Raw genomic sequence first — 25,491 nt, forward strand, 5'->3', positions numbered from 1 at the left:
TCTCAATCAATCCATCTCTCAATCATTCAATAATTTATGTTAGACCCAACCAAGTACTTGACCCCCGCTCAGATAGTAGCCGAACTGGATAAATACATCATTGGCCAGCATGACGCCAAGCGCAATGTGGCCATTGCCCTGCGCAACCGCTGGCGCCGCATGCACGCCGACCCCGAGATGCAGAAGGAGATAGTGCCCAACAACATCTTGATGATAGGCGCCACCGGCGTGGGTAAAACCGAGATTGCCCGCCGTCTGGCCAGCATTGCAGACGCACCCTTCACCAAAGTAGAGGCCTCCAAATTCACGGAGGTAGGGTACGTGGGCCGCGATGTAGAAAGCATGGTGCGTGACCTGGTTGAACAGGCCGTGAACATGGTCAAGACCCGTAAAAAAGAAGAAGTGAAGACGCAGGCCGCCCAGATGGTGGAAGACATCATTCTGGACGCCCTGATTCCGCCTATCAACCAATCTGGCAACAATGGCATGATGGGTTTCGGCGGAAGCTCTAATTCTACCTCAGATGTGCCAGACAATGACTACGAACTGAACGAGCGCACGCGTGAGCGCTTTAGAGAGAAGATTAGAAACGGCGAACTGGAAGACCGCAAGATTGAGATTAAGGTGGCACACAATCCATCTTCGGGTGTGGGTGTGATGGGGCCGGGCATGGACGAAATGCAGATGGCCGGCATCCAGGAGATGATTGGCAACATGATGCCCAAGAAAACCAAGAAGCGCAAAGTGACCATTTCTGAGGCCCGTAAAATCCTCTTAGAAGAAGAAGCGTCCAAGCTCATTGACATGGACGAGGTGAAGGAAGAAGCCATCGCCAAAGCCGAAAACGCCGGTGTCATCTTCATTGACGAGATTGACAAAGTGGCCAGTGCCAGCGGAAAAGGCGGTAGCGGTCCAGACGTAAGCCGCGAAGGCGTACAACGGGATCTCTTGCCTATTGTAGAAGGAAGCACCGTGAACACCAAATACGGCGTCATCAAAACCGACCATATCTTGTTCATTGCGGCCGGTGCTTTTCACGTGGCCAAACCCTCAGACTTGATACCGGAGTTGCAGGGACGTTTCCCGATTAGAGTAGAGCTCCAGAGCCTGAGCAAAGAAGACTTCTACCAGATTCTCAAGTACCCCAAGAACGCCCTTACCAAGCAGTATGTAGAGTTGCTCCGTGCCGAGGAAGTAGAACTTTCCTTCTCAGACGAGGCCCTGCACAAGATTGCGGAAATCGCCTTTGAAGTGAATGCTGAGGTAGAAAACATCGGAGCGCGCCGTCTGCACACCGTCATGAGTCGCCTGCTCAATGACATACTCTATGACGTGCCAGACACCATTCCCGCCAACGCCCGGCTTCTGGTGACCCCAGAGCTGGTGGAAGAGCGCCTGCGCGACATGGTCAAGAACCGCGACCTTAGTCAGTACATTCTTTAGGTAATTAGAAATTAAAAATTAAAAATTAGAGATTAGAAATGCAGCTCTTTCCACACTTCTGTCATCCTGAAAGGACCTTGTGGGCGAATTAGACAGACGGTGATTAAATGCAATCAACACAAAATGAAAGAGCCAACACCCGCGGTGTTGGCTCTTTCATTTTGTAAGAAACTCCGTTTTTCGGCTATTTTTATGGAAACAGGCCAAAAACGGAATCTAAAGACAGAGCCAATACAAAATGAGAATCAAACCGAAACTACTTTTCTTAAGGAAAGAATTGTATGTGGCTACTGCGCTTGTGTTAGTCATAGCATTGGTGGGCTTGTATGGGGCGAGACCTACCTATACAAAGGAAGAAAGCTTCCTGAGGGAATTTAAAAAACGGGTATCATCTTGCGCCTCAGGCAAATCATTGGCGCAAAATGAGATTGCGCACGGAGATATAAGAATGATTATTGAGGTTGGTTTTGACTCAGATTCTACTAGTATGCCTCAGATCTTTTATGCTATGTTGGAGAAGGAATACGGGGTGAAAATAGTCCGTGTAGTCACATGTACCGGGATGACGGGTGTGGAATGCTACAACGACCACATGCGATTGGCGCTTGAAAAGAAATTTGGCAAGGAGCATTTGGCTCAACTCTATGAATCCATGCACATAGCCCAATACGGACCTCGCAAGTAATTCATCTGCCAGAAGGTGTTGTATCTAGCATTACATGCCAACTATCTACCCATTCTTTTCCGTATGCAAATCAAAGGTGGAAATCCAGAACATCCATTTCTAATCTCTAATTTTTAATTTCTAATTAAATAGAAATGAACTACTATATCATCACGGGGGCCAGTAGGGGTTTGGGCAAGGCCATAGCCGAAGCCTTGTTGAAAGACAGTCAAAACAAGGTCATAGGTGTGTCTAGAAACTGCTCCATCATTAATAAAAACTACCGGCACCAGCCGTTGGACTTCTCAGACATGGCTGGCGTAGAGCATAACCTGCACAAGGTGTTTGAGCCCTTGCCCGATGCCCAGAAAATTGTGCTAGTGAACAATGCCGGGGTGGTGGGCGAGATTGGCTACGTGGGGCAGAGCCAGAACGAGCATTTTGAGTTTGTCTTTGATGTGAATGTGGTAGTACCCGCCATGCTTATGAACATGTACTTACAAAGTTACCAGCATAGACAGGACTGCGAGAAGATGATTGTGAACATCAGCTCTGGTGCGGGGCAGCGGCCCATTGACGGTTGGGCGGCGTATTGTGCTTCTAAGGCGGCATTGGATATGTTGTCTCAGACCACCCAAGCAGAGCAGGACTTAATGCAAACCGGAGTGAAGGTGTTCTCACTGTCGCCGGGCGTGATTGACACAGACATGCAAGAGCAGATTAGAAGCGCCGATGAAAAGCAGTTCAGCAATGTCCAAAATTTCAAAGACATGCACCAAAACAATGGCTTGGCCTCACCAGAAGAAGCGGCTAAAAAAGTGATTCAACTAATGAAACAGCCAGACTTGGCGAAAGAGGTAGTCTGCTCCGTGAGAGATTTCTAAACGACGTTTTTGGCCTGTTTTCTGGAAAATAACCTAAAAACGGAAGCATCTTATTCCATGACAACCATGGCGCAAGCGTCCGCTTGTGTGCGCATGCATTCCAGATCAACAATGCGTGCGGACACAAGCGGACGCTTGCGCCATAGACCTTTTAGAATCGTTTGATTCTCTAGTTCGCCGTTAAGTCTGAGTCCTTAACTACACCTAGCTTTTTCAGTTCTTCGTCCAGATAGGAGTTCCATTTCATTTGGCCGGTCACAGACTGACCATGGCTAGTTTCGGCGTCGTACTTTTTCTGTTCATCGCCAATCTCCCAGAGCGCTTTCAGGTACTCATACTGAATCATGGAATCATAATCCTCAATGGTAAGCTTGCTAGGCTGGACGCGCTGTTTGAACCGCTCGGCGGCTACTTTCACAATGTCAAAATGCCGTTGCTCATGGTTGAGGGTTCGGGCATCTTGGGCGTCATCGCGTACCTTGGTGAGCTCGCGCAGGGCATACACTTTCACATGGATTTTGACCAGGATGATGCCTTGGTCCATGGTAGCGGTACTTTCATAAGACAAACCCGGGAAAATGGTGGCCGCAAAGTTATTGGGCGGCCGTCTTCCTTTAAAGTCACCGAAGTTGAGCGGGCGGTTAGGGTCATAGAAGAGCGTGTCGGGCTCCGTGTTTTCCAGATGGTCTGTAATGTGCACCTGTAGGCCTTTGGCTAGTTTCTCGTTGGCGGCGGCTTCGCGCTCCATCCAGAGGTGCAGGTATTCTAGGGAGCCGTTCAAAAGTTTTCTGAGCGTAGGCTCCACCACGGTCAATTGATTGCCGGACCTAGTGTAGCGTGCGCCGCTTTTGTAGTCCAGCAAGTGAATCTGCTTGCCTTCGCGCCGCCATTCAAACGTGACCGCAATAACCACCTGGCCGTTCACTTTTCCTTTGTCGCCGGGCGTTTCTGTGACTTTGTATTCTTTGATTTTAAGCGTGATGGGTCTCAGGCTGGCATCTTGCGTTAGACTCTGGCTGATATAGCTTTTGATGGCTGTTGCGCCGCCTCCTTGAAAATCTACGGCTTGCGGTGCAGCAGGTAAGGCCGGGGCAGTAAACGGCGGAATCAAGTAGCCAACGGCAGACCGAGAAGATCTTTCATCCACCACCTCGGCTATGTGAAATTCCTTGGGGGTAAAGGAGAGTTTCTCTGCGCGTAATTGAAGAGGGGCAATATTAGCAGGTTTCCCGGCGCCTAATAGTAAGATTAGGTTTAACAATAGAAACGCCGCCAGGAGCAGTTTCCAGACAATAGATTTCCGGAAGGACTGCAACCGCCTTGGGTTAGAAGGAATAGGCTTATAGTAAAATAGATTCATAAAGCAGACAGACCAGTAGCAGAAGGCTAGCCAAGTGTTTCATGGTGAACTACTTTTGTGTGAAGCATGGCATATGAAAACAACAAGGACCTGGGGAGGTCGGTTCAACTCTTGCTTTAAATCCTGAGGCCTAGATACTAGTCGTTTTTGGCCTTATTTCTGGAAAATAGCCCGAAAACGAAAGCGCCTTCTACTCAGGCGTAGAAGGCGCTTTTCTATCAGTAACGCTAAGCAGACGATTAATTCTGCATCAAGAAGGCTTTAATGTAGTCATCAATGTCGCCGTCCAGCACGTTCTGCACATCGGTGCGCTCTACGCCGGTGCGTATGTCTTTGATGAGCTTGTACGGGTGCAACACGTAGTTTCTGATCTGCGACCCAAAGTCAATGCGCTTTTTAGTGCTCTCCACTTTGTCACGCTCCTCGTTGCGCTTGTTGATCTCAATCTGGTATAACTGAGATTTCAGCATCCTGATGGCGTGTTCCTTGTTCATGAGCTGGGAGCGCTCAATCTGCACGGCTATGGTAATGCCCGTCGGTTTGTGCTTGAGGCGCACGGCCGTCTCTACCTTGTTCACGTTCTGGCCACCGGCTCCGCCTGCGCGGTAAGTATCCCATTCAATGTCACCTGGGTTGACGGTAATCTCAATGGTGTCATCCACCACCGGGTAGGCAAACACAGAGGCAAACGACGTATGGCGACGTCCACCCGAGTCAAACGGCGAGATGCGCACCAGACGGTGCACGCCAATCTCCGCTTTCAGGTAGCCGTAGGCAAAGTCTCCGTCAAACTGGAGCGTGGCAGACTTGATGCCTGCGCCCTCGCCGGGTTGGTAGTCAAGCTGCTTGACCGTGTAGCCTTTGCGCTCGCCCCACATGAGGTACATGCGGTAAAGCATTTCGGCCCAGTCTTGGCTCTCCGTGCCGCCGGCGCCCGAGTTTACCTCCAGCACGGCACCCAGCTGGTCTTCCTCGTTGCTGAGCATCCGCTTGAACTCCAGGGCCTCTACGGTTTCCTCAGCGGACTTGTATTCAGCATTTATGTCTTCTTCAGACACGTCGCCTTCTTTATAAAAATCGAAGAGCACTTCCACGTCCTCCACCGCCTTGTTGGTCTTCTCAAAGTCATCGGTCCAGGTTTTCAAGACTTTTGCTTCTTTTAAGACTACTTCGGCTTTCTTGGGGTCATCCCAGAAGTCGGGGGCCGTAGATTTCTCTTCAATGGCGTTTACTTGTTCTTTCTTGGTATCATAGTCAAAGATACCTCCTCAAAGCCTCTACGCGGCCTTTTAACTCTTTTATCTGCTCTTGGGTCATTATGCTAATGTGCTAATTGTTTAATGTGCTGATGTGCTATTTTCTTATGTGAAGATGTAGAGATTTGAAAATGTGAAGATGCTTCTCCTATCGTTTTTTGCTTGTTTTCTGGGAAATAGGCTAAAAACCAGCAGTCTAAACTTGAACAAATTTATCTTAAAGTTTCTTCTTCCATATCAAAGAAGAAGCCTTCTTCGATATTTTCCTTTTCATATTTTTTTAAGTCATTGATATGGATGAAATTATTTTTGAGTTCTTTCAGAGGTATTATATATAGTTCTTTTGGTCGACTTGGTTCTCCGGATATTCCAACTGCCATGAAAACAGGTATGCCTCTTTCTAATTCGAATTTTTTATATCTATTTAATTGCTCTTCTGTGGCAACCTTAATTCCATTATTATATAGACTTTGTTTCCATTTACATTCTATGGAAAAACTTTTCTTTTTCGACCTAAGGGCTAATTCTACCACTAAATCTGGATGTTGGTTTGTTTCGGCATAAATACCGTCAACATATTTATCACTGGTCCATTCTTTAATAGTAAAATATTCTCTATTAAATTTTTTTACAACATACTTCTCGAAGTTTTCACCTTTTCTAAAATTCTCTTCAGTCGAGACATCTTTTTTATTCGCCCATTTTGACTTATCTACATTAGATGCAGTATTATTTAAAATAGGTTTTGAATTACTGGAAGATGTATCAAATGAAGAAACAACTCCTGTCTGAGCCTCTGCTGGCGTGGGTTTGTAAATAATGATGATGCCTGCGATAAATAAAATTATACCGAGGCCAATGAGAATTATTCCTGTCATCTTATTCATGTTTGAGTTGAGAATAGGTTTGAACTTTAGATATAGCGTTAAATATTTAGAAGGTAAAACAAAAAAGGAAGTATTCGTGTGATTCACGGGTACTTCCTTTTTAATTGTGAGTGCTTAGTTTTTATTGAACCGGTACCATCCAGCCGTGCACGTCTTCGGCCTGGCCGTGTCTGATTTTGTCTAGTTCAGCGGCTACCTTGTTAGAGAAGGTGCGGTCTGCTACCGGCGGCAACTCCATCTCATGCTCTTTGTACATGATGGACTTGATAGGCGCAATGGTAGCGGCAGTACCCGTGCCAAAAGCGTCTTGCAAGGTACCAGCGGCTTGAGCGTCTACAATCTCCTGCACAGAGATGCGGCGCTCTTCTACCGGCATTCCCCAGTCACGGGCTAGTTGTAGCACGCTGTCGCGGGTGATACCGGCCAGGATGGAGGAACTCAACGCAGGTGTGATGAGTTTGCCGTCAATCACAAACATCACGTTCATGGTCCCCGACTCCTCAATGAAGTTGTGCTCTTTGCCGTCTGTCCAGATGACCTGGTGGAAACCTTTCTCCTGGGCCAATTTGGTAGGGTACAGAGAGGCACCGTAGTTACCGGCCGCCTTGGCGTAACCGGCGCCGCCTTCTACAGAACGGGTGTATTTTTCTTCAATCTTTACGCGCACCGGCTCAGCGTAGTATTGGCTGGCAGGGCTGCAGAAAATCATGAATTTATACGTGTCTGATGGACGAACGCCCACCAAAGCATCACTGGCAAACATGAACGGTCTAATGTAGAGCGAGTGGCCCACTTTGCTTGGCACCCAGTCTGCATCCAGGGCAATGAGTTGCTTGAGGCTTTCCATGAATAGTTCTTCCGGAATCTCTGGCATGCACAGACGCTTGGCAGACTCATTCATGCGGGCCCAGTTGGCCTGTGGTCTAAACAAAACTACCTGGCCGTCTACGGTTTTATAGGCTTTCATGCCTTCAAACAAGGCTTGGCCGTAATGCAGGGCCGCGGTGGCCGGACTTAATTCAATAGGGCCGTACGGTAAGATTTGAGGCGTCTGCCACTCGCCGTCTGCATAGTCAATGGAAACCATGTGGTCTGCAAAGATCTTCCCGAACTGGATGTTCTCCATGTCCAGGTCTGCCAACCGGCTGGCGGTGGTTACTTGGGTATGAATAGTCATGATGTCTGATTGCATAAAAACAATAGGTGAGTATTTACGGTTTTTAGGTGCTGCTAGAATAAAAAAAGCCTCAGATACGAGGCTTCCAGGTTATTTCTTGTGCGCCCAGCTCTTGGCTAATGGCACGACTTAGAACAAAAAGGAAGTCTGACAGTCTGTTCAGATACTTTATGATGAGGTCATCTACCGGAGAGTCTTCTTGCAAGGCAATGGATAGGCGTTCTGCCCGTCTGCACACTGTACGCGCTACATGGCAAAATGATACAGCCACGTGCCCGCCCGGCAAGATGAAGTTACGCAAAGGCGGCAAATTCTGGTCCAGCGCATCCATTTCCTTCTCCAGGAAAAGAATATCAGCTTCGTGCAGGTCTGGGGTCTGGATTTTGGTGTCGCGGTCAGGATCTGTGGCTAGGGTAGAGCCAATGGTGAACAGGCGGTCTTGAATCTCAGAGAAAAGGGCCTGGCGTTTCTGGTTTACCTCTTGGTCACGCACCACGCCAATAAAGGAGTTGAGCTCGTCTACGGTGCCGTAGGCCTCAATACGGGCGTGAGATTTTTTTACGCGGGTACCGCCAATCAAAGAGGTTTCGCCTTTGTCGCCGGTCTTGGTGTATATTTTCATTAACTAGATAGATGCGTTGTGCGCGGCGGCCTGCAGATGCGGGATCGTCACGTTTTCATTGATGATGTCAGACTCAATCAAACCATCACGCAGGCGTACAATGCGGTGCGCGTAATGAGCGATGTCGTCTTCATGGGTTACCATGATAATAGTGTGGCCTTTGGCGTACAGATTCTCAAACAACTCCATGATCTCATAAGAGGTTTTGGAGTCCAGGTTACCGGTAGGCTCATCTGCCAGCAGAATACTTGGGTCATTTACCAAAGCTCTAGCAATGGCTACGCGCTGGCGCTGACCACCCGACAGTTCATTGGGTTTGTGCTTGGCTCTGGTATCCAACCCAACACTCTTCAGGGCTTCCATGGCCCGCTCCTCGCGCTCAGACCTGCTATAGCCCGCGTACACCAAGGGTAGGGCTACATTTTCTAAAGAAGAAGACCTGGGCAACAAGTTGAACGTCTGGAACACAAAGCCAATCTCTCTGTTGCGCACCGTGGCCAGCTCATTGTCTACCATGTTGCTCACATCCTTGCCATTGAGAATGTAAGTTCCGCTGGTAGGCGTGTCCAGGCAGCCAATGATGTTCATGAGCGTAGACTTGCCAGACCCCGAAGGCCCCATAAACGCCACGTATTCGCCTTTCTTGATCTCAATGGAAATAGACCTAAGGGCATGGATGGTTTCGGTGCCCATCTGGTACATGCGCGAGATCTCATTGGTTTGAATGATGGTGCTCATAGGTTTGTCCTTATTCCCAGCTTTGGTTCAATGAATCACTGACCTGTAGCTGGGCGTCTATTTCTCTTTTAAAGGTAAGGTATTCCGTAGGACTAACCAAAGGCTGCAAGCCTTCCAACCCCTGCAAGGCGTAGTCTTTTAATCCTTGCTTCATGGCCTCTTTGATGTAGGCTTTGCGCAAGGTAATGGACTGCGGGTTGTAAGAAACGGCTTCTAGTAAAACGTCATACGCGCGTAATCCCTGCTTTTGGGCACTGAAGAATGACGCCGCGGCCAACTGACCTGCCTCATGCCCCGGCGCCTTCTGTGAAAGCTGGTTGTAGAGATTAGTCGCAGCTTTTACCTGTTTATTACGCTGAGCCACCAGTGCCTGGTAATAAAGTTTAGTCCCCACATGTTGCGGCGCGAAATACATACCCGGCAATTCCTTCTCTAATCCTTGCCACGCCTGCGCTTGGTACCACAGTTGGGCCTGTAAACCAGTAGCCTCAGATTTTAAAACGTTCTTAGGGAAGCTGGCTGGAAAGTGCGTGTTCAACTGGCGTTGGGCTTCTACCAGGTTATTTTCTTGAAGGTAACGTGCCACCAAGGGCAGGGCCGCCACCGGAGCCAAGGCGGGAGTTGTAATTTGCTGGGCCACTTTTTCTACATCTGCCACAGGTAAGCTAGAAGCCTTTAATTGTAGGAACCTCACCTTTAAAGAATCTGGCGCAGTAACAGCTTGTTCTGGAGTCAATTGAGTAGCGATGGCCAAATTGGTCGCGGCTCTGTTTTGGCTTTCCTCTGGAAAGGCACTGGCCGGTTGTAAGGCTATCTGGGCGGCCTGGTCCAGGTTTCCATTGAGGGCATGGGCCAAGATGGCGTGTAGGTGCGCATCTTTATAGCCGGCCTGTCTGGCTTCGTCAAAATAATTGGCGGCTATTGGGTACAATTTAGCCTGAAGCATCCATTGACCCAGAATGTCATAGTAGTAGCCGGCCACGCCTTCATTGGCGGTAGCCAGCTGGTTGAGCGTGGTTTTGGCGTCTTTTGGTCTGCCTTGGCGTTGTTGCAACAGCCCTTTCAAAAGAAGTAAGTCATCTGCGTAGGACTGATTCACCTCTTGCCGCAACAGCCTGTCAATGGTAGCAATAGAAGACGTATCTGCCTTTACCGTTGGCAATAGGTTCTTCAAATAGAAACCAGCAAAGCTTTGCGCGGTTAAGAGGCTGTCCTGCAAGGTGCCAGGTAAGGTGGCAGGAACCGGTTGCTTTAATAAGAATGAAATAGCCAGTTTGTTGGTGAGCAAGGGGCCATAGTCCCCGTCATACTTTGCGGCAAACTCCTTGGCCTGGGCAGAAAAGTTATGTCTTAGCAAGAAGGCCAGTTGATTGGCCTGCACTACCTCGGGGTCTTGGGCATGGGTTAAGGCTAAATCCAAATACTGCGCCGCCGAGTCCTGAAACGTAGTGGTGCCATACAGTAAGGCCATGTTGTTGAGCAGCGGCCCATGCTCCGGAAACGCTTTTACCCCGTCCCGCAACAGTTGCAGGTGGGTAAACAAATCTGCCTGGTCAGTCAATAAATCTGCATAGCGCAGGTAATGCGTAGGAGCTGGCGTGTTTTCCATGAGGGTCTCCAATTGCCTCAGCTCCAAGGTGCGCATGCCGCCCTGGTGGTACATGTCTACAAGAGAGACCCGGGCACGTTGGCTGGTACGGCTACGGTCGGCGGCTTCTGTGTAATACTGTTCTGCCAGCAAAGGAAGCGCCTCTGTTTGACGGTACAAATCTCCCAAATAGGTATAATAGCCACCCATGGCCTGGTTCTGCACCGCGTAACTAGAGTGCAAGAGCAACACCACCATAATTACGGTACCCATCAGGTAGACCGTGTAATACTGCAGGCGCTTGGGCTCATAGACCACTTTGTACACCCGCAACTTCTGCTTGATCAACGGCCCGAAGTTCACCAACACATAAATCAGGAACGGAATGCCGTAGGCCAGGTGCGTGAGGACCACCAGATTCTTGTAAGCGTTTAAGGTAGCGTCATTGGCCAACAGATAGGCATACCCCAAGTTCAAAAAGGTGAGCAGAGCCAGCACCAGGTAAATGGGAGCAGCCTCCGTGTCAAAGCGAAGGAACCGGCTATATACTAGTTGGCGTTGGCGCAGTCCCCAGAAACCTACCACCGCCGAGCACAGCAGAATCAGGAAGGGGTGCAACAGAACAATATCCAGGTCAAGAATGCGTCTCTGTTTTAAATACAGCAATACCAGGTTGCCCAGGTACAGCACACTGATAAGCAGAAACTGCGGCAACCCAAACCTGCGGTTAGGCTGTTGGGCCTGCGTATTGAACCACAACAAGCCGTGCAGGTTTTCATAGCCCACCAGAATCATGAACAGCGCAGAGGCGACAATGCTCCCCAACGTACTGTAGTTGACCAGGTGCATGGCCGTTAAGTCTACTGAGAAGGGAGAGGCGTAAAAAATAGCCGTGCCCAAGCCCAGCACCAACAGCGTAAAGACCAGAAACCGTTTTGTAAAAGAGAACTGCGGCAGAAAAGAGTGGAACAGGTAGCTGGTGCCGCCCAATACGCCTAACGTGATCAACAAAAGCGTTCGGCTGGTTTCTGAGAAGATGCCCAGCAGGTCCAGGTTAAAGGTAGACAGCCACAGCATGCCCAAGCCAACGGCTATGTAAAAGGGCAACCGTTTTAATGAACTGATGAGCGTCCAGAAAAAGGTGAGGGAGAGAGCCAAGCCGGTCAACACTGCCCAAACGGCCCAAATAGGCAATTGCATAGCACCTACGGTGTAGCGCTCAGAAACCAGATAGGCGTTGGCTTCAATCCTGATGGGCGTGAGCAGGGGAGAGGCCTCGTCCAAGTGCGCCTCGGCGGGGAAGAGTTCTGCCTGTCTTTCTAAGGGAAAAACCAGCTGGTCACCCTTGTAAAATCCGTAGATGCCCAACCCGACTGCCGCCAGAACCGCACCCAATAGTAAAAGATAAAGGGCACGTCGGCCCCCATCTACATTTTTCCAGAAAGAAAGAATTGCCATCTAGCTATTCCATCACTTTAGGAACCCTGAAATAATCTGAGTCTTTGCGCGGGGCCAGCCGCAGGGCGTCCTCATGGCTCACCGTGTTCTGGGCCACGTCTTCGCGCAGCACGTTTACCTCTTCAGACATGTGCACCAGCGGTTCTACGTTGGCGGTGTCTAGCTGGCGCAGCTGGTCTACCCAGTCCAGGATCTCATTTAAACCTTTGAGCATCTCCTGCTCTTTGGTCTCATCAAACTCAAGCCGGGCTAAGTGCGCTAACTGACGGAGTGTCTCTATATTGGTACTCATGGTTCTTGGCGTGTAATTCTTCTTGAATGATTGAAAAGGTCTGTTGCTTTAAAAACTCTACATCTTGCAACGTCAGGCCTTCTGTGGGAATAGGTCTATGGATGGTCATCTCCAGACGGTGGTATTTGATGACCAGTTTCCCCTTCACGTCTGGTAGAAACAGATGATTGTAGGGCATGGAAATAGGCACCAGCGGCACCTGCTTCTCAATGGCTAGCTTAAACGGACCGTCCTTAAAGGGCAATAACTCTCTGCCTGCCTCCTCAGAGATGGTACCCTCCGGGAAGATTACCACACTGCGGCCTTCTTCCAGACTTTTCTTGCTGGAGATATAGGCTTTGGCACTGCTGACGGCGCTTTTACGATCCACTGAGATATACAGGCGGTCATAAATCAAACCCCACAGCGGCACTTTGGTCAAGGACTTCTTGCCCACAAAATTGATAAACCCCGGAATTGCGGCCAACACCATGGGAATGTCAATGAAGGAGCTGTGATTAGGCGCGAAGACGTATTTTTGGTCTGGGTCCAGAAATTCCTGGCCGCGCACTTTTACCGGCATGAGGTACATGCGCAACTGTATTTTTGACCAGATGCGGTTCAAGGTATGGCCATGGCGGTACCATTGCGGCTTAGAGACAAACAGCCTGAAAAGTGGATAGGACGTGATAAATGGCAGCACAAACCATGTGGTACACCACACAGAGTATGCTTTCTTTCCGGTTCTCTTTAGCCAGTTCATCTCTTCAAAATTACAAATAATTTAAAACTTACCACGCACTCTGTTTCCAAGGACCGTTTTTGGGCTATTTTCCAGGAAAGAGGGCAAAAACGGAACAGCCTTGCCGCAGAATTAGTGCTAAACCAAGTAAATTATTTGTTTTGACGGGTTGCCAAGACGCGTTCTGCCTTGAGTAGCCCAGCCACTGATATGCAGTCTGTTATCTCGTCTCGCATGGCCATTTCCACGGCTTCTTTTAGCGGGAGCTTCCAGATTTTAATATCCTCAGTTTCCTCAAACTCGGTTTCGCCGGCAGTCAGGTCCTCGGCTAGAAAAATGAAGCCTTCCTCATCTGTCACCGAGTTAGAGGTGTGCACCCGGGCAATCTTGGTCCAGCGCGCGGCGGTAAAACCGGTTTCTTCCTTTAACTCGCGTTGGGCAGATTCCAGCACGTCACGCTCCACCGGGCCGCCTCCCATAGGAATCTCCCAGGAATATTCATCTAAAGGGTAGCGGTACTGTCCCACCAGCCACGTGTTTCCTTCTGCGTCTACCGGAATGATGCCGATGGCCTTGTTCTTCATGGACACCACGCCATAGATGCCTTTGCCGCCACTGGGATTGATGACTTGGTCTTGGCGTACGCTAATCCAGGGGTTGCTATAAATGGCTTCGGTTTCCAGAACGGTCCAGGGATTCTCTGTTGTGTAGGTTGGTTTCACAGGGTAATGTGCTAATGATTTAATGTGCTGATGTGCTATTTACTGATGTGAAAATGTGGAAATGTGAGGATGAGGCCTCGTCGTTTTTGGCTTGTTTTCTGGGAAATAGGCTAAAAACGGAGTTAGATGGATTTGGTATAAACAGGTTTCTTCTTGCTTATGGTTTTGTAAAAGTAAAGGGCATTCAACCCGGCAGATGCCAGAAGAATAAGGTGCAGCATCTGGGTGGCTCCTTGTATGAATAGCTCATTGGCCAGCATCAAACCGGTGCCCAAAATCAGCCACAGCAACCAAAACCCACCGTTGGGCAGTTTGGGCGCGAAAATCTGAAGCAGTAGCCCGTACACGTAATTGATGAATAGCGCCGGAAACAGATATTCCAGAGGATACAAAAAAGCCACGCTCAGGTCACCCGCTTCAGAATAGATGCCAAAGCCCAGTGTCACCAGAAACTGCACCACCGCAATAAAGGCTAGGTAGCGCCCTATTTTAAAGTTTTCCATTTGTTGAAAACCAAGGAGTTGCAAGAGAAGTTTAAAAAGCCCCTTATCTAGGTAAGATTTTCGTTTTTGGCCTAATTTCCAGAAAATAGGCCAATAACGAGGGTACTTTCTTAAACGCTGGTACTCATCACTTCTTGTATGGCCTGCTGATAAACATCCTCATACATAGGCACAATCTTACTAATCTCAAACTCTTTGGCCCTGGCCAAGGCGTTGGCTTTGAAAGTAGGGAGTTGGTCGTCTTGTAGCAGAAATAAGGTGTTTTTGACCATGTCCTTTACGTCTCCTACTTTGCTCACAAAGCCGGTCACACCGTGGATGTTGAGTTCTGGCAGACCACCCGCGTTGGAGGAAATCACCGGCACCTCACAGGCCATTGCCTCCAGAGCCGCCAACCCGAAGCTTTCTTTCTCAGATGGCATCAGGAAAACATCGGCTACGGATAACAATTCTTCTACGGCCTCCAGCTTGCCTAAAAAGCGCACGTCCTGGCAGATGCCCAGCTTGCGGCACATGTTCTCCATTTTAGGTCGCTCGGGGCCATCGCCCACCAAGAGGAGCTTGCTAGGAATGACTTCGCGCACTTTAGAAAAAATCTTGATGATGTCGCCAATGCGCTTCACGGCCCTGAAGTTGGACGTGTGCACCAACAGTTTTTCGCCAAACGGGGCAATAGCCGCCTTAAAGTGGTCTTTGCGCTGCTTCTGGAATCGCTCAATGTTCACGAAATTGGGAATCACCACTATGTCCTTCGTGATGGGAAAGTGCTTGTAGGTTTCCGTCTTCAGGTCCTCAGACACAGAAGTGACCGCGTCTGACTGGTTGATGCTGAAGGTCACCACCGGCTCATACGACGCGTCTTTGCCCACCAGCGTGATGTCCGTGCCGTGCAAGGTGGTGATGACCGGTATCTGTATGCCTTTGGTTTTGAGGATCTGCTTGGCCATGTACGCCGCCGAGGCGTGCGGAATGGCATAGTGCACGTGCAACACGTCCAGCTTCTCATACTGCACAATGTCTACCATCTTGCTGGCCAGGGCTAACTCATACGGCGGATATTGAAACAGGGGATAGGCCGGAATGTTGACCTCGTGGTAGAACAGGTTCTCATTGAAGAACTCTAACCGCGCGGGCTGGCTGTAGGTAATGAAATGTATCTTATGACCCTTTTGGGCCAGGGCTTTTCCAAGTTCGGTGGCCACTACTCCGCTACCGCCAAAGGTGGGGTAGCACACTATTCCTATGTTCATTGGCGTCTGTGTTTGACGCGAAGTTACGGTTTAGGTTCTAACGATTGATACACCACGTCATGAATACGCGTACGGATGTTGTATTTCAACAGTTTTGTGTTCTCAGCGTCTGGATGCACGCGGTTAGACAGGAAAATATAAATGATGTTGTTCTCGGGGTCAATCCAGGCGCCGGTGCCGGTAAAACCCGTATGCCCGAAGGTTGAAACCGGAGCCATCTCTGAGGTTGGGCCGTTGCCGTCTGGATCTGCCTTGTCCCAACCAATGGCGCGGCGGCTGTTGTTGCTGCCGCTCTGGGCAAACTCCGTTACCACCGGCGTCCTGAAATACTGCTGACCACCGTAATTCCCGTTCTGTAAGTCCATCTGCAAGAGAATGGCCAGGTCATTGGCGTTTGAGAACAAACCGGCGTGCCCGGCCACGCCGCCCAGCATAGCGGCGCCTTCATCATGCACGGTGCCTTGCAATAAGCCTTTTCTAAAGACACTGTCTTTGGCGGTAGGAGCAATCTGTTCTTTTAAGAATCTCTGTAACGGGTTGAACGTCAAGCTGTGTGCACCCAGTGGGGCGTAGAAGTTCTGCTCCATGAAGTCGGGCATGGTCTGGTTAAGCAGGCGCTCAGCAATGCGCTTCATGAGGTGCAGACCCAGGTCTGAATAACGGTACTCAAACTTGCCGTTGCCCACGCGCTGGCCAACTAGCTCTGACTTCACAATCCAGGTCCAGACCGAGTCTTCTAACCGTTTGCTGGCAAACAGCCCGTTGGCCACCACATTGGGGTATGCCTCTGACCTTACAGAATCATAGTAAATGGGATTGGGCTGTCCTTTGAGCAAGGTTTTCTTCCAGAAAGGAATGTAAGCCTGCAACCCCGATTGATGTAACAACACATCCCGTACGGTTAGGTTGGCTTTGTTAGAGCCTTTCAGTTCTGGTAAATAGGTCACTAAGCGGTCATCCAGCTTTAGTTGGCCTTGGTCTTTGAGGAACATGACCGCCTGCAGGGTGGCCGCCACCTTGGTGATGGAGGCTAGGTCAAAGATGGTTTTCTCCGTGACCGGCTGGGTTTTGTCATAGGTGTAATGGCCGTAGGCTTTGTCCAATACCACGGTGCCGTCTTTCACTACCAATACCTGGCAACCCGGCGTGGCCGCGTAGGCGATGGCTTCTAGCGCAATGTTGTCAATCTGCTTAAGAATGGCAGAGTTCATTCCTACGCTTTCAGGCAGAGAGTATTTCAATCTGTTTAAGGCAGGCGTAGAGATGCCGGTGCCCGCCTTCAATTTAGGTGAAGCCGTCACCGGCAGGCGACCGTTGGCCGGCAAGGCCCCGAACAGAATCTGCGGCACCACGCGCTGCACTATATCATTGTCTTCAAAGCCACACACCAGCCAATCGCTGTCTTCAAAACTCTTGAGGCCGTAGGCATTGCCCATCACCACCACTATTACTTTTTTGGTAGGGTCCTTCTGGAGAGTCTTTACAAAGTTGAGCGCATTGGTGCCCAGTCCGTAATTGCGGGTAGGGGAGTTGGTCAAGTCATGCAAGGTGACAATCACCACATCTGCAGAATCTAAGTTCTTACGAATAGCCGTGAACACGCTATCAGGAGCAAACCGGCTACTCACCGAGAATTTCTTGAACGGCGCGTATTTGTCCAGAGTGCGCGTAAAGTGGTTGTTGTAGCCTTCGCCAATAGAGACAGAGGCAAACTGCACCGTGTCCAGCACTCTAAAAGGCAACAGGTTGTCTTTGTTGGCGACCACCGTCACTGCCTGCTCATACAACTGCTGTTGCAAAACCATGCTGGCTGGGCCGCTCAGGTCTTTGGAGAGATTCTCCAGGTCAATGGGCTTGTACTGGTTCAGGCCGGCCCAATACTTGGCGTGCAGGATTTTGCGTACCCGTACTTCAATTTCTTGCTGCGTAATCTGTCCGTTCTCCACCGCCTGCTGAATCATAGACATGGCCTTGGGTACGTCCTCAGAGAACAAGAGCACGTCATTGCCCGCCATAAACGCCAGGGCATCCACCTCACCAGGCTTATGATAGCGGGTCACGCCTTTCATGTTCAAGGCATCTGTGAAGACCAAGCCATCATACTGCATTTTGCCTTTGAGCAGGTCGCGTACCAGATACGGCGACAGGGTAGCGGCACGGTTGGCGATGGAATCCAGTTTAGGAATGTATAAATGGGCTACCATCACACCCATCACGCCGGCGTCAAAGGAACGTCTGAAGGGGTACAACTCTACCTCGGTGAGGCGGGCCATGTCATGGGTCAGGACTGGTAGGGCGAAGTGAGAATCTGCGTCGGTGTCACCATGGCCGGGAAAGTGCTTGGCCACCGCAATGATGCCGTGGTCCTGCAGGCCTTTGATGTAGGCAATGCCGCGCTGGGTCACCTGCTCCTTGCTTTCCCCAAAGGACCGGTTGCCAATCACGGGGTTCTTTGGGTTGCTGTTGACGTCTATGACCGGGGAGAAATTGACATGGATACCCAGACGCTTGAGCTTGAGCGCAATCTCGCGGCCCATCATGTACACGTAGCGGTCATCTGGTAAGGCACCCAGGGTCATCTGACGGGCGAAGTGCATGCTACTGTCCAGGCGCATGCCCAGGCCCCATTCGCCGTCAATGGCCACCATCAGGGGCACTTTGGCCAGGCTTTGGTAGCGGTTGGTCAGTTTGGCTTGGCGCACCGGTCCGCCCTGCATGAACATGACGCCGCCAATCCCATATTGGCTCACCAATTGTTCAACTTCGCGCACATGGGTTTGGCCGCTGTTGGAGTAGGCCGCCACCATGAACAACTGTCCCAGCTTCTGCTGAGGCGTAAGAGACTGGTACACACTGTCTACCCAACGCTGTTCCTGCAAACTGATGTTGCCGCGGCCCGCTGGTCCAAAACCAGAGAGAGCCCACCAGGCGCACATCACCACAGCCGTCAGCGCGAGGCTATATTTCTTCAGCATTTCACAACGCGTAATTTAAACTTTGATTAACTCTTACATTAGGCCTAATTTCGCAGAGGAAACATAGCCGACGTACCGGACCAGAAAAACGCGTTTTCAGGCTGATTTCTGGAAAACAGGCCAAAAACGCTATTTGTTTAAGCCGCCCTTCTAATGACAACGCCCTTCTTGCTATGGAACGTGACGCCCAAGGGGCCGCCAAGACGTTAGAAGCAGAAGAGCGAAGCGAGAACAAAGGTACGGCGTACCGGTATCGCGAGTTGAGCTGGTAATATTACTCAAAAATTCGCTTTTGCGCGGCATAAACTTCAAAAATGCTGAGCTAAAGCGCTCATTACGGCCTGCTTAGACAGGCCAATAGAACTACGCAGGGATTTTGTATGGCAGATATCATTCGTTTATTACCCGAGCACTTAGCCAACCAGATTGCCGCCGGCGAGGTAGTGCAACGGCCGGCCTCGGTGGTGAAGGAGTTGTTGGAGAATAGCGTAGATGCGCAGGCTACTTCTGTGCAGTTAATAATAAAGGACGCGGGCAAGCAACTCATACAAGTGGTGGACGACGGGCTGGGCATGACCGAGACCGATGCCCGCATGTGCTTTGAGCGCCACGCCACCTCTAAGATTAAGACTACTGAGGACCTTTTCAGAATCAGGACGATGGGCTTTAGGGGAGAGGCCATGGCGTCCATTGCGGCAGTGGCCCAGGTAGAGATGAAAACCCGCGCCCGCGGCACAGAGCTGGGCACCTGCCTGAACATTGAAGCCAACGAGGTGCTCAAGCAGGAGCCCGTAGCCATGTCTGAAGGCACCATCATCAGCGTGAAGAACCTATTCTTTAACGTGCCCGCCCGCCGCAACTTCCTGAAAAGCAATCCCGTGGAGATGCGCCATATCCTGGACGAATTCCAGCGGGTGGCCTTGGCCAACCCCGAGATTGCCTTTACGCTGTACCAGAACGAGGTAGAGGTGATGAACCTGCCCGCCGGAAAGCTAAGCCAGCGCATTGTGAGCATCTTTGGCCGCGAGTACAAAGAGCAGATGGCCTCTTGTGAGGAGACTACGCCGTTTCTGACCGTACGCGGCTACATTGGCAAGCCCGAGTACGCCAAGAAAAGCCGCGGTGAGCAGTTCTTCTTCGTGAACAACCGCTACATCAAAAGCCAGTACCTGAACCACGCGGTCTTGACGGCCTTTGAGGGTCTACTGCCTAAGGACAGTTTTCCGTTTTACGTCTTGTTCCTGGAAATTGCGCCAGAAACGATAGACATCAACGTGCATCCCACCAAAACGGAGATTAAGTTTGAGGACGAGAAAACGGTATACGCCATTGTGCGCGCCGCCGTCAAGCAAAGCCTGGGCCTGCATAACATTGCTCCCTCTTTAGATTTCGGTGCCGATGTGAACTACATTCCATTACAACCCATGAAGTTTCCGGCCTCCATGGATTTTGACACCTCGCCGGCCAAGGCACCTAGCGCTTCTTCGGCGCCCGCGCCTAGGCCTACCACGTATGCCAGCAAAGCCACCATGGGCGACCGGGACGAAAGCTTTTTCAAACCGGCGGCCCTTAGGGAAATCTCCAGAACCGAAAACCAACCGGAGAACCGACTGTTTATAGAAGAGGACAATCCATCGGTTTCTGTGAGCGTGATGGGCGGCTCTAAAACTTTACAACTACATCAAAAGTATTTGATGGTGCAGGTGAAGAGCGGCTTGATGATGGTAGACCAGCAGGCGGCGCAGGAGCGCATCCTGTTTGAGAAATACAGCCAGGCCTTGGGCAAGCGGAGCGGGGCTTCACAGCAGTTGCTGTTCCCACAGACGGTGCACCTCTCGCCAGCAGATTATTCCCTGATCATGGAGCTCGCTGAGGAGTTCAACGCGTTGGGCTTTGTGTTCAGTGAGTTTGGGCAGAACACCATTGTGGTGAACGGCATCCCGGCAGAGGTACCACTGCGCGATGAGCGGGAACTGATTGAGGGCCTGCTGGAACAATATAAGAACAACCTTTCCTCGTTAAAGGTAGACCGGCAGGAGAACCTGGCGCGGGCCATGGCCAAACGCGTGTCTTCCAGATTAACCGGCCGCTTGTCTGACCAGGAAATGAATGCCTTGGTGGACCAATTATTTGCCTGCCAGGTGCCTAATTACACGCCAAGTGGCCAAAAGACGCTGGTGATTTTACAGATGGAACAACTGCAAGACTTGTTCCTTAAATAAGAGTAGACCTTAACCAATAAAATATGCCTCCTATCACCCCGGTGGTGCGTAATTTGCTCATCCTGAATGTTATCATATTCTTTGGGAGCAGAGCCGCTGAAGTCTATGTGTTTCAGAACTTTGCGCTCCATGATATCCGCTCAGAATATTTCCAGGTGTACCAAGTCCTCACGCACATGTTCCTGCACGGCAGTGTGATGCACTTATTCAGTAACATGTTGAGTTTGTTTTTCTTCGGGCCGATGTTGGAGCATTACTGGGGTGCCAAGCGCTTCACTATCTTCTATCTGGTGACCGGTATTGGGGCCAGTTTGCTTTACTCGGTGGTGCGGTACGTTGAGATCAGCCAGATACAAGAAATGGTGGTGGCCTTTATGCAGAACCCAGACCCAGTGGACCTGCGCAAGATTTTAGACAGTTTAGTAGGCAACAACTACAACGTAGACTTTATCCTGCAACTCAAGCGCAACCCAGACAACGTGGCCATGATTGCTGAGGCGAAGCAAACCGTGCAACAGTTGTTCCAGCGTACCCTGGACAGCCCTATGCTGGGGGCTTCCGGGGCAGTATTCGGGATATTGATGGCTTTTGGTATGCTCTTCCCGAACACGGAGTTGATGTTGTTGTTTTTTCCTATTCCCATCAAGGCCAAGTATTTCGTATTCCTGTATGGGGCCTATGAGTTATACGCTGGCGTGCAACGCGCGCCCGGTGATAACGTAGCACACTTTGCGCACTTGGGCGGAATGCTCTTCGCGTTTATCCTGCTTAAACTGTGGCAACGCAACCGTACCACCTTTTACTAAACTATGACCAGCATTTTTGACGATATCCGTTCCTCGTTTAGTAGGGGGAACAACGCCTTGCACCAGCTCATTGCCATTAACATAGTAGTGTTTGCGGTGCTGGTGATTTTGCGCACCATCATGACCATAAGCGGTTCTGGGGGTACGTTTGCCTATCTCATGACCTTTTTGAGCATCTCCTCCAATCTGGGGATTTTCATATGGCGGCCCTGGACCCTCATCACCTATTTCTTTACGCACTTAGAGTTTCTGCACATCATCTTTAACATGCTCAACCTGTACTGGTTTGGTATGCTTATACGGGAGTATCTGGGTGACAAAAAGCTGGTGAACCTGTACATATTAGGCGGTTTGGCCGGCGGATTTTTCTATCTGTTGACCTACAATACCATTCCCTACCTGCAGGTACGCGCCGACAACTCCTTCATGATGGGCGCCTCTGGCAGTGTGATTGCCATCATGGTGGCCGCAGCTACGCTGTTGCCCAACTACACCTTTAACCTGCTGTTGTTCGGGCCCATACGTATTAAGTACATTGCCGCGGTGATGGTGCTTTTATCCATCTCTGGCGCCACCGGCGGAAATGCGGGTGGTAACATTGCTCACTTAGGCGGTGCCTTGTTAGGCTTCCTGTACATCAAACAACTGCAGAGCGGTTCAGACTTAGGCAGACCGGTACAATCCGTCCTGGACTTCTTTAGAGGCCTCTTCGCGCGCCGAAGCCCTTTGAAAGTAGCCTATAAGAATCCAAACCGACCATTTGCCTCACCTTCTTCTGCCAACACTTCTACTAGCCCAGGCTCTGTTACGTTCAATGGGACGCCCAGCGAGGACGAAATCAACCTCATTCTAGACAAGATCTCCAGATCAGGATATGAGAGCCTGACCAAGGAAGAAAAGCAAAAGTTGTTCAGAGCCAGCCAGAAGTAGGTTGATTGTTAATTGCTGATTGTCAATTGTTTCTTTTGAATAAGTTTACAAAAGCAGAAGCCCCGCTGATGATTTTCGGCGGGGCTTCTGCTTTTATGGATGGGCAGTTTTTAGGCTGTTTTCGTGGAATCAGGCCAAAAACGGGTTATGCTTTGCCTACGGTGCCGGAGTGCTTCAACATCTCCCCGATGGCGCCAATGCTCCCCATGGTTTCCACCGCTGTGGTAGGAATGAAGATTTTGTTGGCAGGGCCCATGGCAATTTTCTCCAAGGCCTCAAAAGACTTGTACGTCAAGACACGCTCGTCCAGGCCGCCTTCAATCAAGAGTTGGATGCGTCTTTTCTCGGCTTCGGCTACGTCTGAGATGGCGCGAGCCTCACCCAGGGCCTGGAGTTCCACAGAAGCACGGTCCCCTTCTGCCCGAAGGATTTTACTGGTTTTGTCCCCTTCGGCGCGTAAGATCATGTCTTGTTTGGCGGCTTCGGCTTCTAGGATGATGGCACGACGGTTACGCTCAGCTTTCATCTGCTTGTCCATGGCCTCCTGGATGTCCAACGGCGGTTTAATGTCAATCACCTCCACGCGCTCAATGCGCACGCCCCACTTCTCAGTGGCCTCATCCAGGGCAGTTCTAATCTCCGCAGAGATGCGCTCACGTCCAGACAGGGTCTCGTCCAGCTCCAGGTTACCGATGATCTGGCGCATGGTGGCCGTGGTGATGTTGCGCACGCCCAGCACGTAGTCAAAGATGCCGTACGTGGCCTGCTCTGGGCCTACCACCTGGTAGAACACGATGGTGTCAATGAGCACCTGCACGTTGTCACGGGTAATCACGCTTTGCGGCGGTACGTTGGTCTGCTGGATGCGCAGGTCATGGTACACGCGCACGCGGTCCACAATTGGGATGAACAGGTTCAAGCCTGGGTGCATGAGGCGCTGAAACTTACCCAACCGCTCCACCACAGCTACGCGCTGTTGCTGAATGATCCGGATGGACATGGCCATCAAGATGATGACGGCGGCCAGAATGATGAGAGAAGTAGTCATAGTTTTTAAAGGGTGTAGAGTGAGAGGCAGCGCCAAAAGGATAGGCGTTTGCCTTTAAATAGAATTTGAAGTATAAGCGGTGCTAATCAGGAACCTACCACACAGACTCCTGCCGAGGTCTGTCCTGCGCATTTTCTACCAGCGGCTGGACCTGCAAAACCGTACTGCTCTGACTGATGACCACCACCTGCTGACCAGGATACAATGTCTCCTGCGCACTAGCCGACCACATGTCATTGCCTACTTTGACAATGCCCAGACGGGTAGGGGTGACGGGTTCCACCACTTCGCCCAGGCGGTTGGTCATGGACTGGGCCGGATCCTTGAAGCCTTTGGCTTGGCGCATGCGGGCAGTAAGCGGTTTAGTGAAGAAAATGAGCATCAGGCCGGTAATGCTGGCCGCCAACGGCGGAAGCCAGTAGGTCTCCGGAAAGAAGTAGGCAAACACGGCTGCCACCATGGCCGCAATTCCTAACCAGAGCAGATAAAAACTGACCGTGAACATTTCACCTACTATAAGCAGAATGCCGGCCACAAACCATAACCACCAAAGAGAAATATCCATTGTTTTAAATTTTATGTCAGTAATATACAAAATTTAAAGCGGCTTTGCAAGGCGATGACGGGGTTTGGTAGGTAGGATTTGTATGGCCGTATTGCATTGACCCAAGGCCGGAGCCAACGTTTTATGCACACCAAATAGGTAGGGGCTGAGGGTGGAGTTTGTTTCCTGGCAGGCTTAGGTATAAGGCAGCCGTTCTGCTCGACCATGATTATCCCCTGCATCGTTTTTGGCCTGTTTTCTGGAAATGAGGCTAAAAACGGGCCAAATAAAAAGCCCGACCTTATGGGCCGGGCTTTTCAATATTATAAAAGAAGCGGATCCTTAGGCGGTAGCTGGCATGTTGTCCAGAACGTCCATCACTTCACGTACCGCTTTCTCAGAGGCTTTCAATAGGGCCATCTCTTCTTCGTTCAACTGAAGTTCAATTACCTTCTCAACGCCGTTTTTACCAAGGATAACTGGTACGCCCAGGTAGGTGCCAGTGATGCCGTATTCACCTTCTAGCTTGATACAAACCGGGAATACACGCTTCTGGTCACGTACAATGGCTTCTACCATCTGCGCGGCGGCAGAACCTGGCGCGTACCAGGCAGACGTACCCATCAGTTTCACCAACTCACCACCACCGTTCTTGGTGCGGTCAACAATGGCGTCTAATTTAGTTGGGTCAATCAGTTCGGTTACCGGGATACCACCAACGGTAGTGTATCTTGGAAGCGGAACCATGGTATCGCCGTGGCCACCCATCAATACCGCCTGAATGTCTTTTGGAGACACGTTCAACTCTTCGGCTAAGAAAGCGCGGTAACGAGCCGTATCCAGAATACCGGCCATACCCATCACTTTGGTGCGAGGCAATTTAGAAGTCAAGTGCGCCGCGTAGGTCATAACGTCTAGTGGGTTAGACACCACAATGATGATGGCCTCTGGCGAGTGCTTGATGATGTTTTCTGTGACAGAACGTACAATGCCCGCGTTGGTGCTAATCAAATCGTCACGGGTCATGCCGGGCTTGCGGGGCAAACCAGAAGTAATCACTACCACGTCTGAATTGGCCGTGCGGGTGTAATCATTGGTAACGCCCACGGTGCGGGTGTCATACAGGTTGATAGGGGATTTCTGCCAGATATCCAGCGCCTTGCCTTCGGCAAAACCTTCTTTGATATCCACTAACACTACTTCATTGGCGATTTCGCGGTAAGCCAATACGTCTGCGCACGTAGCGCCCACGTTTCCAGCTCCAACAACGGTTACTTTCATTCTATTTATGTTTGGTTAGACGGTTATACTATGATGTGGGTAAAATTAGACAAATGTCCGTTAGGTAGAAAAGGAATTGGTTGTTAATTGTTGATTGCCCATTGTTGGTTGTCGTTTTTG

The 25,491-nt window shown here is 50.4% G+C and carries 22 protein-coding genes; 6 read left to right on the forward strand and 16 right to left on the reverse strand.

The features are described from left to right. Window positions 1–36 precede the first annotated feature (36 nt). From hslU to ABD880_RS18015, 3 genes are all read left to right on the forward strand, one after another. Window positions 37–1,443, forward strand: a complete 1,407-nt coding sequence (hslU, locus tag ABD880_RS18005; protein WP_345169301.1) for an ATP-dependent protease ATPase subunit HslU — start codon at window positions 37–39, stop codon at window positions 1,441–1,443. 238 nt (window positions 1,444–1,681) lie between these two features. Next, a complete protein-coding gene (locus ABD880_RS18010) occupies window positions 1,682–2,128 on the forward strand; it encodes a hypothetical protein (RefSeq protein WP_345169303.1) in 447 nt (148 codons plus the stop codon). Window positions 2,129–2,262: 134 nt separating this feature from the next. Beyond that, window positions 2,263–2,991 carry an SDR family NAD(P)-dependent oxidoreductase gene (locus tag ABD880_RS18015; protein ID WP_345169305.1) on the forward strand — a complete coding sequence of 243 codons (729 nt, stop codon included), beginning with the start codon at window positions 2,263–2,265 and terminating at the stop codon, window positions 2,989–2,991. Between the two features lie 169 nt (window positions 2,992–3,160). Here the strand turns inward: ABD880_RS18015 and ABD880_RS18020 are convergent, their stop codons facing one another. The 13 genes from ABD880_RS18020 to ABD880_RS18080 all read right to left on the reverse strand — a co-directional run bounded on the left by ABD880_RS18020 (window position 3,161) and on the right by ABD880_RS18080 (window position 18,540). Continuing rightward, complete coding sequence (locus tag ABD880_RS18020; protein WP_345169308.1) at window positions 3,161–4,351, reverse strand: hypothetical protein; 1,191 nt, start codon at window positions 4,349–4,351, stop codon at window positions 3,161–3,163. Window positions 4,352–4,590: 239 nt separating this feature from the next. Then, a protein-coding gene (gene prfB / locus ABD880_RS18025; RefSeq protein WP_345169311.1) for a peptide chain release factor 2 occupies window positions 4,591–5,668 on the reverse strand; the annotation gives its coding sequence in 2 pieces (ribosomal slippage) (window positions 4,591–5,616 and window positions 5,618–5,668; 1,077 coding nt in all). A gap of 151 nt (window positions 5,669–5,819) precedes the next feature. Then, complete coding sequence (locus ABD880_RS18030) at window positions 5,820–6,494, reverse strand: hypothetical protein (RefSeq protein ID WP_345169312.1); 675 nt, start codon at window positions 6,492–6,494, stop codon at window positions 5,820–5,822. A 121-nt stretch (window positions 6,495–6,615) separates the two neighbouring features. After that, a complete protein-coding gene (locus tag ABD880_RS18035; protein WP_345169315.1) occupies window positions 6,616–7,686 on the reverse strand; it encodes a branched-chain amino acid aminotransferase in 1,071 nt (356 codons plus the stop codon). A gap of 55 nt (window positions 7,687–7,741) precedes the next feature. Then, window positions 7,742–8,293 (reverse strand): cob(I)yrinic acid a,c-diamide adenosyltransferase, encoded by a 552-nt coding sequence (locus tag ABD880_RS18040; protein WP_345169318.1) that lies wholly within the window; start codon window positions 8,291–8,293, stop codon window positions 7,742–7,744. Window positions 8,294–8,296: 3 nt separating this feature from the next. Then, window positions 8,297–9,031, reverse strand: coding sequence for an ABC transporter ATP-binding protein (locus tag ABD880_RS18045; protein ID WP_345169319.1), 735 nt, complete (start codon window positions 9,029–9,031; stop codon window positions 8,297–8,299). A gap of 10 nt (window positions 9,032–9,041) precedes the next feature. Then, window positions 9,042–12,077 (reverse strand): tetratricopeptide repeat protein, encoded by a 3,036-nt coding sequence (locus ABD880_RS18050; protein ID WP_345169321.1) that lies wholly within the window; start codon window positions 12,075–12,077, stop codon window positions 9,042–9,044. Between the two features lie 4 nt (window positions 12,078–12,081). Beyond that, complete coding sequence (gatC, locus tag ABD880_RS18055) at window positions 12,082–12,369, reverse strand: Asp-tRNA(Asn)/Glu-tRNA(Gln) amidotransferase subunit GatC (RefSeq protein WP_066505141.1); 288 nt, start codon at window positions 12,367–12,369, stop codon at window positions 12,082–12,084. Continuing rightward, a complete protein-coding gene (locus ABD880_RS18060) occupies window positions 12,317–13,051 on the reverse strand; it encodes a lysophospholipid acyltransferase family protein (protein ID WP_345169325.1) in 735 nt (244 codons plus the stop codon). Before ABD880_RS18060 ends, gatC begins: the two co-directional genes overlap by 53 nt. A 191-nt stretch (window positions 13,052–13,242) precedes the next feature. Further along, a complete protein-coding gene (locus ABD880_RS18065; protein ID WP_345169327.1) occupies window positions 13,243–13,812 on the reverse strand; it encodes an NUDIX domain-containing protein in 570 nt (189 codons plus the stop codon). A gap of 122 nt (window positions 13,813–13,934) precedes the next feature. Continuing rightward, window positions 13,935–14,315, reverse strand: coding sequence for a hypothetical protein (locus ABD880_RS18070; protein WP_345169329.1), 381 nt, complete (start codon window positions 14,313–14,315; stop codon window positions 13,935–13,937). 110 nt (window positions 14,316–14,425) lie between these two features. Beyond that, window positions 14,426–15,565: an N-acetyl-alpha-D-glucosaminyl L-malate synthase BshA gene (gene bshA / locus ABD880_RS18075; RefSeq protein ID WP_345169332.1), complete on the reverse strand. Its 1,140-nt coding sequence runs from the start codon at window positions 15,563–15,565 to the stop codon at window positions 14,426–14,428. A 23-nt stretch (window positions 15,566–15,588) separates the two neighbouring features. Then, a complete protein-coding gene (locus tag ABD880_RS18080) occupies window positions 15,589–18,540 on the reverse strand; it encodes a serine hydrolase domain-containing protein (RefSeq protein WP_345169334.1) in 2,952 nt (983 codons plus the stop codon). 380 nt (window positions 18,541–18,920) lie between these two features. Between ABD880_RS18080 and mutL the strand changes: the two genes are divergently transcribed. From mutL to ABD880_RS18095, 3 genes are read left to right on the forward strand one after another with little or no spacing between them, the layout of a single operon-like run. Next, complete coding sequence (gene mutL / locus ABD880_RS18085) at window positions 18,921–20,762, forward strand: DNA mismatch repair endonuclease MutL (RefSeq protein WP_345169336.1); 1,842 nt, start codon at window positions 18,921–18,923, stop codon at window positions 20,760–20,762. 23 nt (window positions 20,763–20,785) lie between these two features. Next, the gene (locus ABD880_RS18090) at window positions 20,786–21,568 is read left to right on the forward strand and encodes a rhomboid family intramembrane serine protease (protein ID WP_345169338.1); all 783 of its coding nucleotides are present in this window, start codon (window positions 20,786–20,788) and stop codon (window positions 21,566–21,568) included. A 3-nt stretch (window positions 21,569–21,571) separates the two neighbouring features. Then, entirely contained in the window at window positions 21,572–22,498 is a 927-nt protein-coding gene (locus ABD880_RS18095; protein ID WP_345169341.1) for a rhomboid family intramembrane serine protease, read from the forward strand. Between the two features lie 145 nt (window positions 22,499–22,643). Here ABD880_RS18095 and ABD880_RS18100 read toward each other — a convergent pair whose 3' ends face one another. The 3 genes from ABD880_RS18100 to mdh form a co-directional block, all read right to left on the reverse strand. Next, a complete protein-coding gene (locus tag ABD880_RS18100; RefSeq protein ID WP_345169344.1) occupies window positions 22,644–23,546 on the reverse strand; it encodes an SPFH domain-containing protein in 903 nt (300 codons plus the stop codon). 94 nt (window positions 23,547–23,640) lie between these two features. After that, on the reverse strand, window positions 23,641–24,111 hold the full coding sequence (locus ABD880_RS18105; protein ID WP_345169346.1) for an NfeD family protein: 471 nt from the start codon (window positions 24,109–24,111) through the stop codon (window positions 23,641–23,643). Between the two features lie 321 nt (window positions 24,112–24,432). Beyond that, entirely contained in the window at window positions 24,433–25,371 is a 939-nt protein-coding gene (mdh, locus tag ABD880_RS18110) for a malate dehydrogenase (protein WP_345169349.1), read from the reverse strand. Window positions 25,372–25,491: the final 120 nt, after the last annotated feature.

This window comes from Nibribacter koreensis, from assembly GCF_039541795.1.
In the GTDB taxonomy this organism is placed as follows: domain Bacteria; phylum Bacteroidota; class Bacteroidia; order Cytophagales; family Hymenobacteraceae; genus Nibribacter; species Nibribacter koreensis.

What these genes read in the sequence shown, in the direction of transcription:
- hslU (WP_345169301.1), top strand. Translation starts at nt 37, where the DNA reads ATGTTAGACCCAACCAAGTACTTGACCCCCGCTCAGATAGTAGCCGAA.
- ABD880_RS18010 (WP_345169303.1), top strand. Translation starts at nt 1,682, where the DNA reads ATGAGAATCAAACCGAAACTACTTTTCTTAAGGAAAGAATTGTATGTG.
- ABD880_RS18015 (WP_345169305.1), top strand. Translation starts at nt 2,263, where the DNA reads ATGAACTACTATATCATCACGGGGGCCAGTAGGGGTTTGGGCAAGGCC.
- ABD880_RS18020 (WP_345169308.1), bottom strand. Translation starts at nt 4,351, where the DNA reads ATGAATCTATTTTACTATAAGCCTATTCCTTCTAACCCAAGGCGGTTG.
- ABD880_RS18030 (WP_345169312.1), bottom strand. Translation starts at nt 6,494, where the DNA reads ATGAATAAGATGACAGGAATAATTCTCATTGGCCTCGGTATAATTTTA.
- ABD880_RS18035 (WP_345169315.1), bottom strand. Translation starts at nt 7,686, where the DNA reads ATGCAATCAGACATCATGACTATTCATACCCAAGTAACCACCGCCAGC.
- ABD880_RS18040 (WP_345169318.1), bottom strand. Translation starts at nt 8,293, where the DNA reads ATGAAAATATACACCAAGACCGGCGACAAAGGCGAAACCTCTTTGATT.
- ABD880_RS18045 (WP_345169319.1), bottom strand. Translation starts at nt 9,031, where the DNA reads ATGAGCACCATCATTCAAACCAATGAGATCTCGCGCATGTACCAGATG.
- ABD880_RS18050 (WP_345169321.1), bottom strand. Translation starts at nt 12,077, where the DNA reads ATGGCAATTCTTTCTTTCTGGAAAAATGTAGATGGGGGCCGACGTGCC.
- gatC (WP_066505141.1), bottom strand. Translation starts at nt 12,369, where the DNA reads ATGAGTACCAATATAGAGACACTCCGTCAGTTAGCGCACTTAGCCCGG.
- ABD880_RS18070 (WP_345169329.1), bottom strand. Translation starts at nt 14,315, where the DNA reads ATGGAAAACTTTAAAATAGGGCGCTACCTAGCCTTTATTGCGGTGGTG.
- bshA (WP_345169332.1), bottom strand. Translation starts at nt 15,565, where the DNA reads ATGAACATAGGAATAGTGTGCTACCCCACCTTTGGCGGTAGCGGAGTA.
- ABD880_RS18080 (WP_345169334.1), bottom strand. Translation starts at nt 18,540, where the DNA reads ATGCTGAAGAAATATAGCCTCGCGCTGACGGCTGTGGTGATGTGCGCC.
- mutL (WP_345169336.1), top strand. Translation starts at nt 18,921, where the DNA reads ATGGCAGATATCATTCGTTTATTACCCGAGCACTTAGCCAACCAGATT.
- ABD880_RS18090 (WP_345169338.1), top strand. Translation starts at nt 20,786, where the DNA reads ATGCCTCCTATCACCCCGGTGGTGCGTAATTTGCTCATCCTGAATGTT.
- ABD880_RS18095 (WP_345169341.1), top strand. Translation starts at nt 21,572, where the DNA reads ATGACCAGCATTTTTGACGATATCCGTTCCTCGTTTAGTAGGGGGAAC.
- ABD880_RS18100 (WP_345169344.1), bottom strand. Translation starts at nt 23,546, where the DNA reads ATGACTACTTCTCTCATCATTCTGGCCGCCGTCATCATCTTGATGGCC.
- ABD880_RS18105 (WP_345169346.1), bottom strand. Translation starts at nt 24,111, where the DNA reads ATGGATATTTCTCTTTGGTGGTTATGGTTTGTGGCCGGCATTCTGCTT.
- mdh (WP_345169349.1), bottom strand. Translation starts at nt 25,371, where the DNA reads ATGAAAGTAACCGTTGTTGGAGCTGGAAACGTGGGCGCTACGTGCGCA.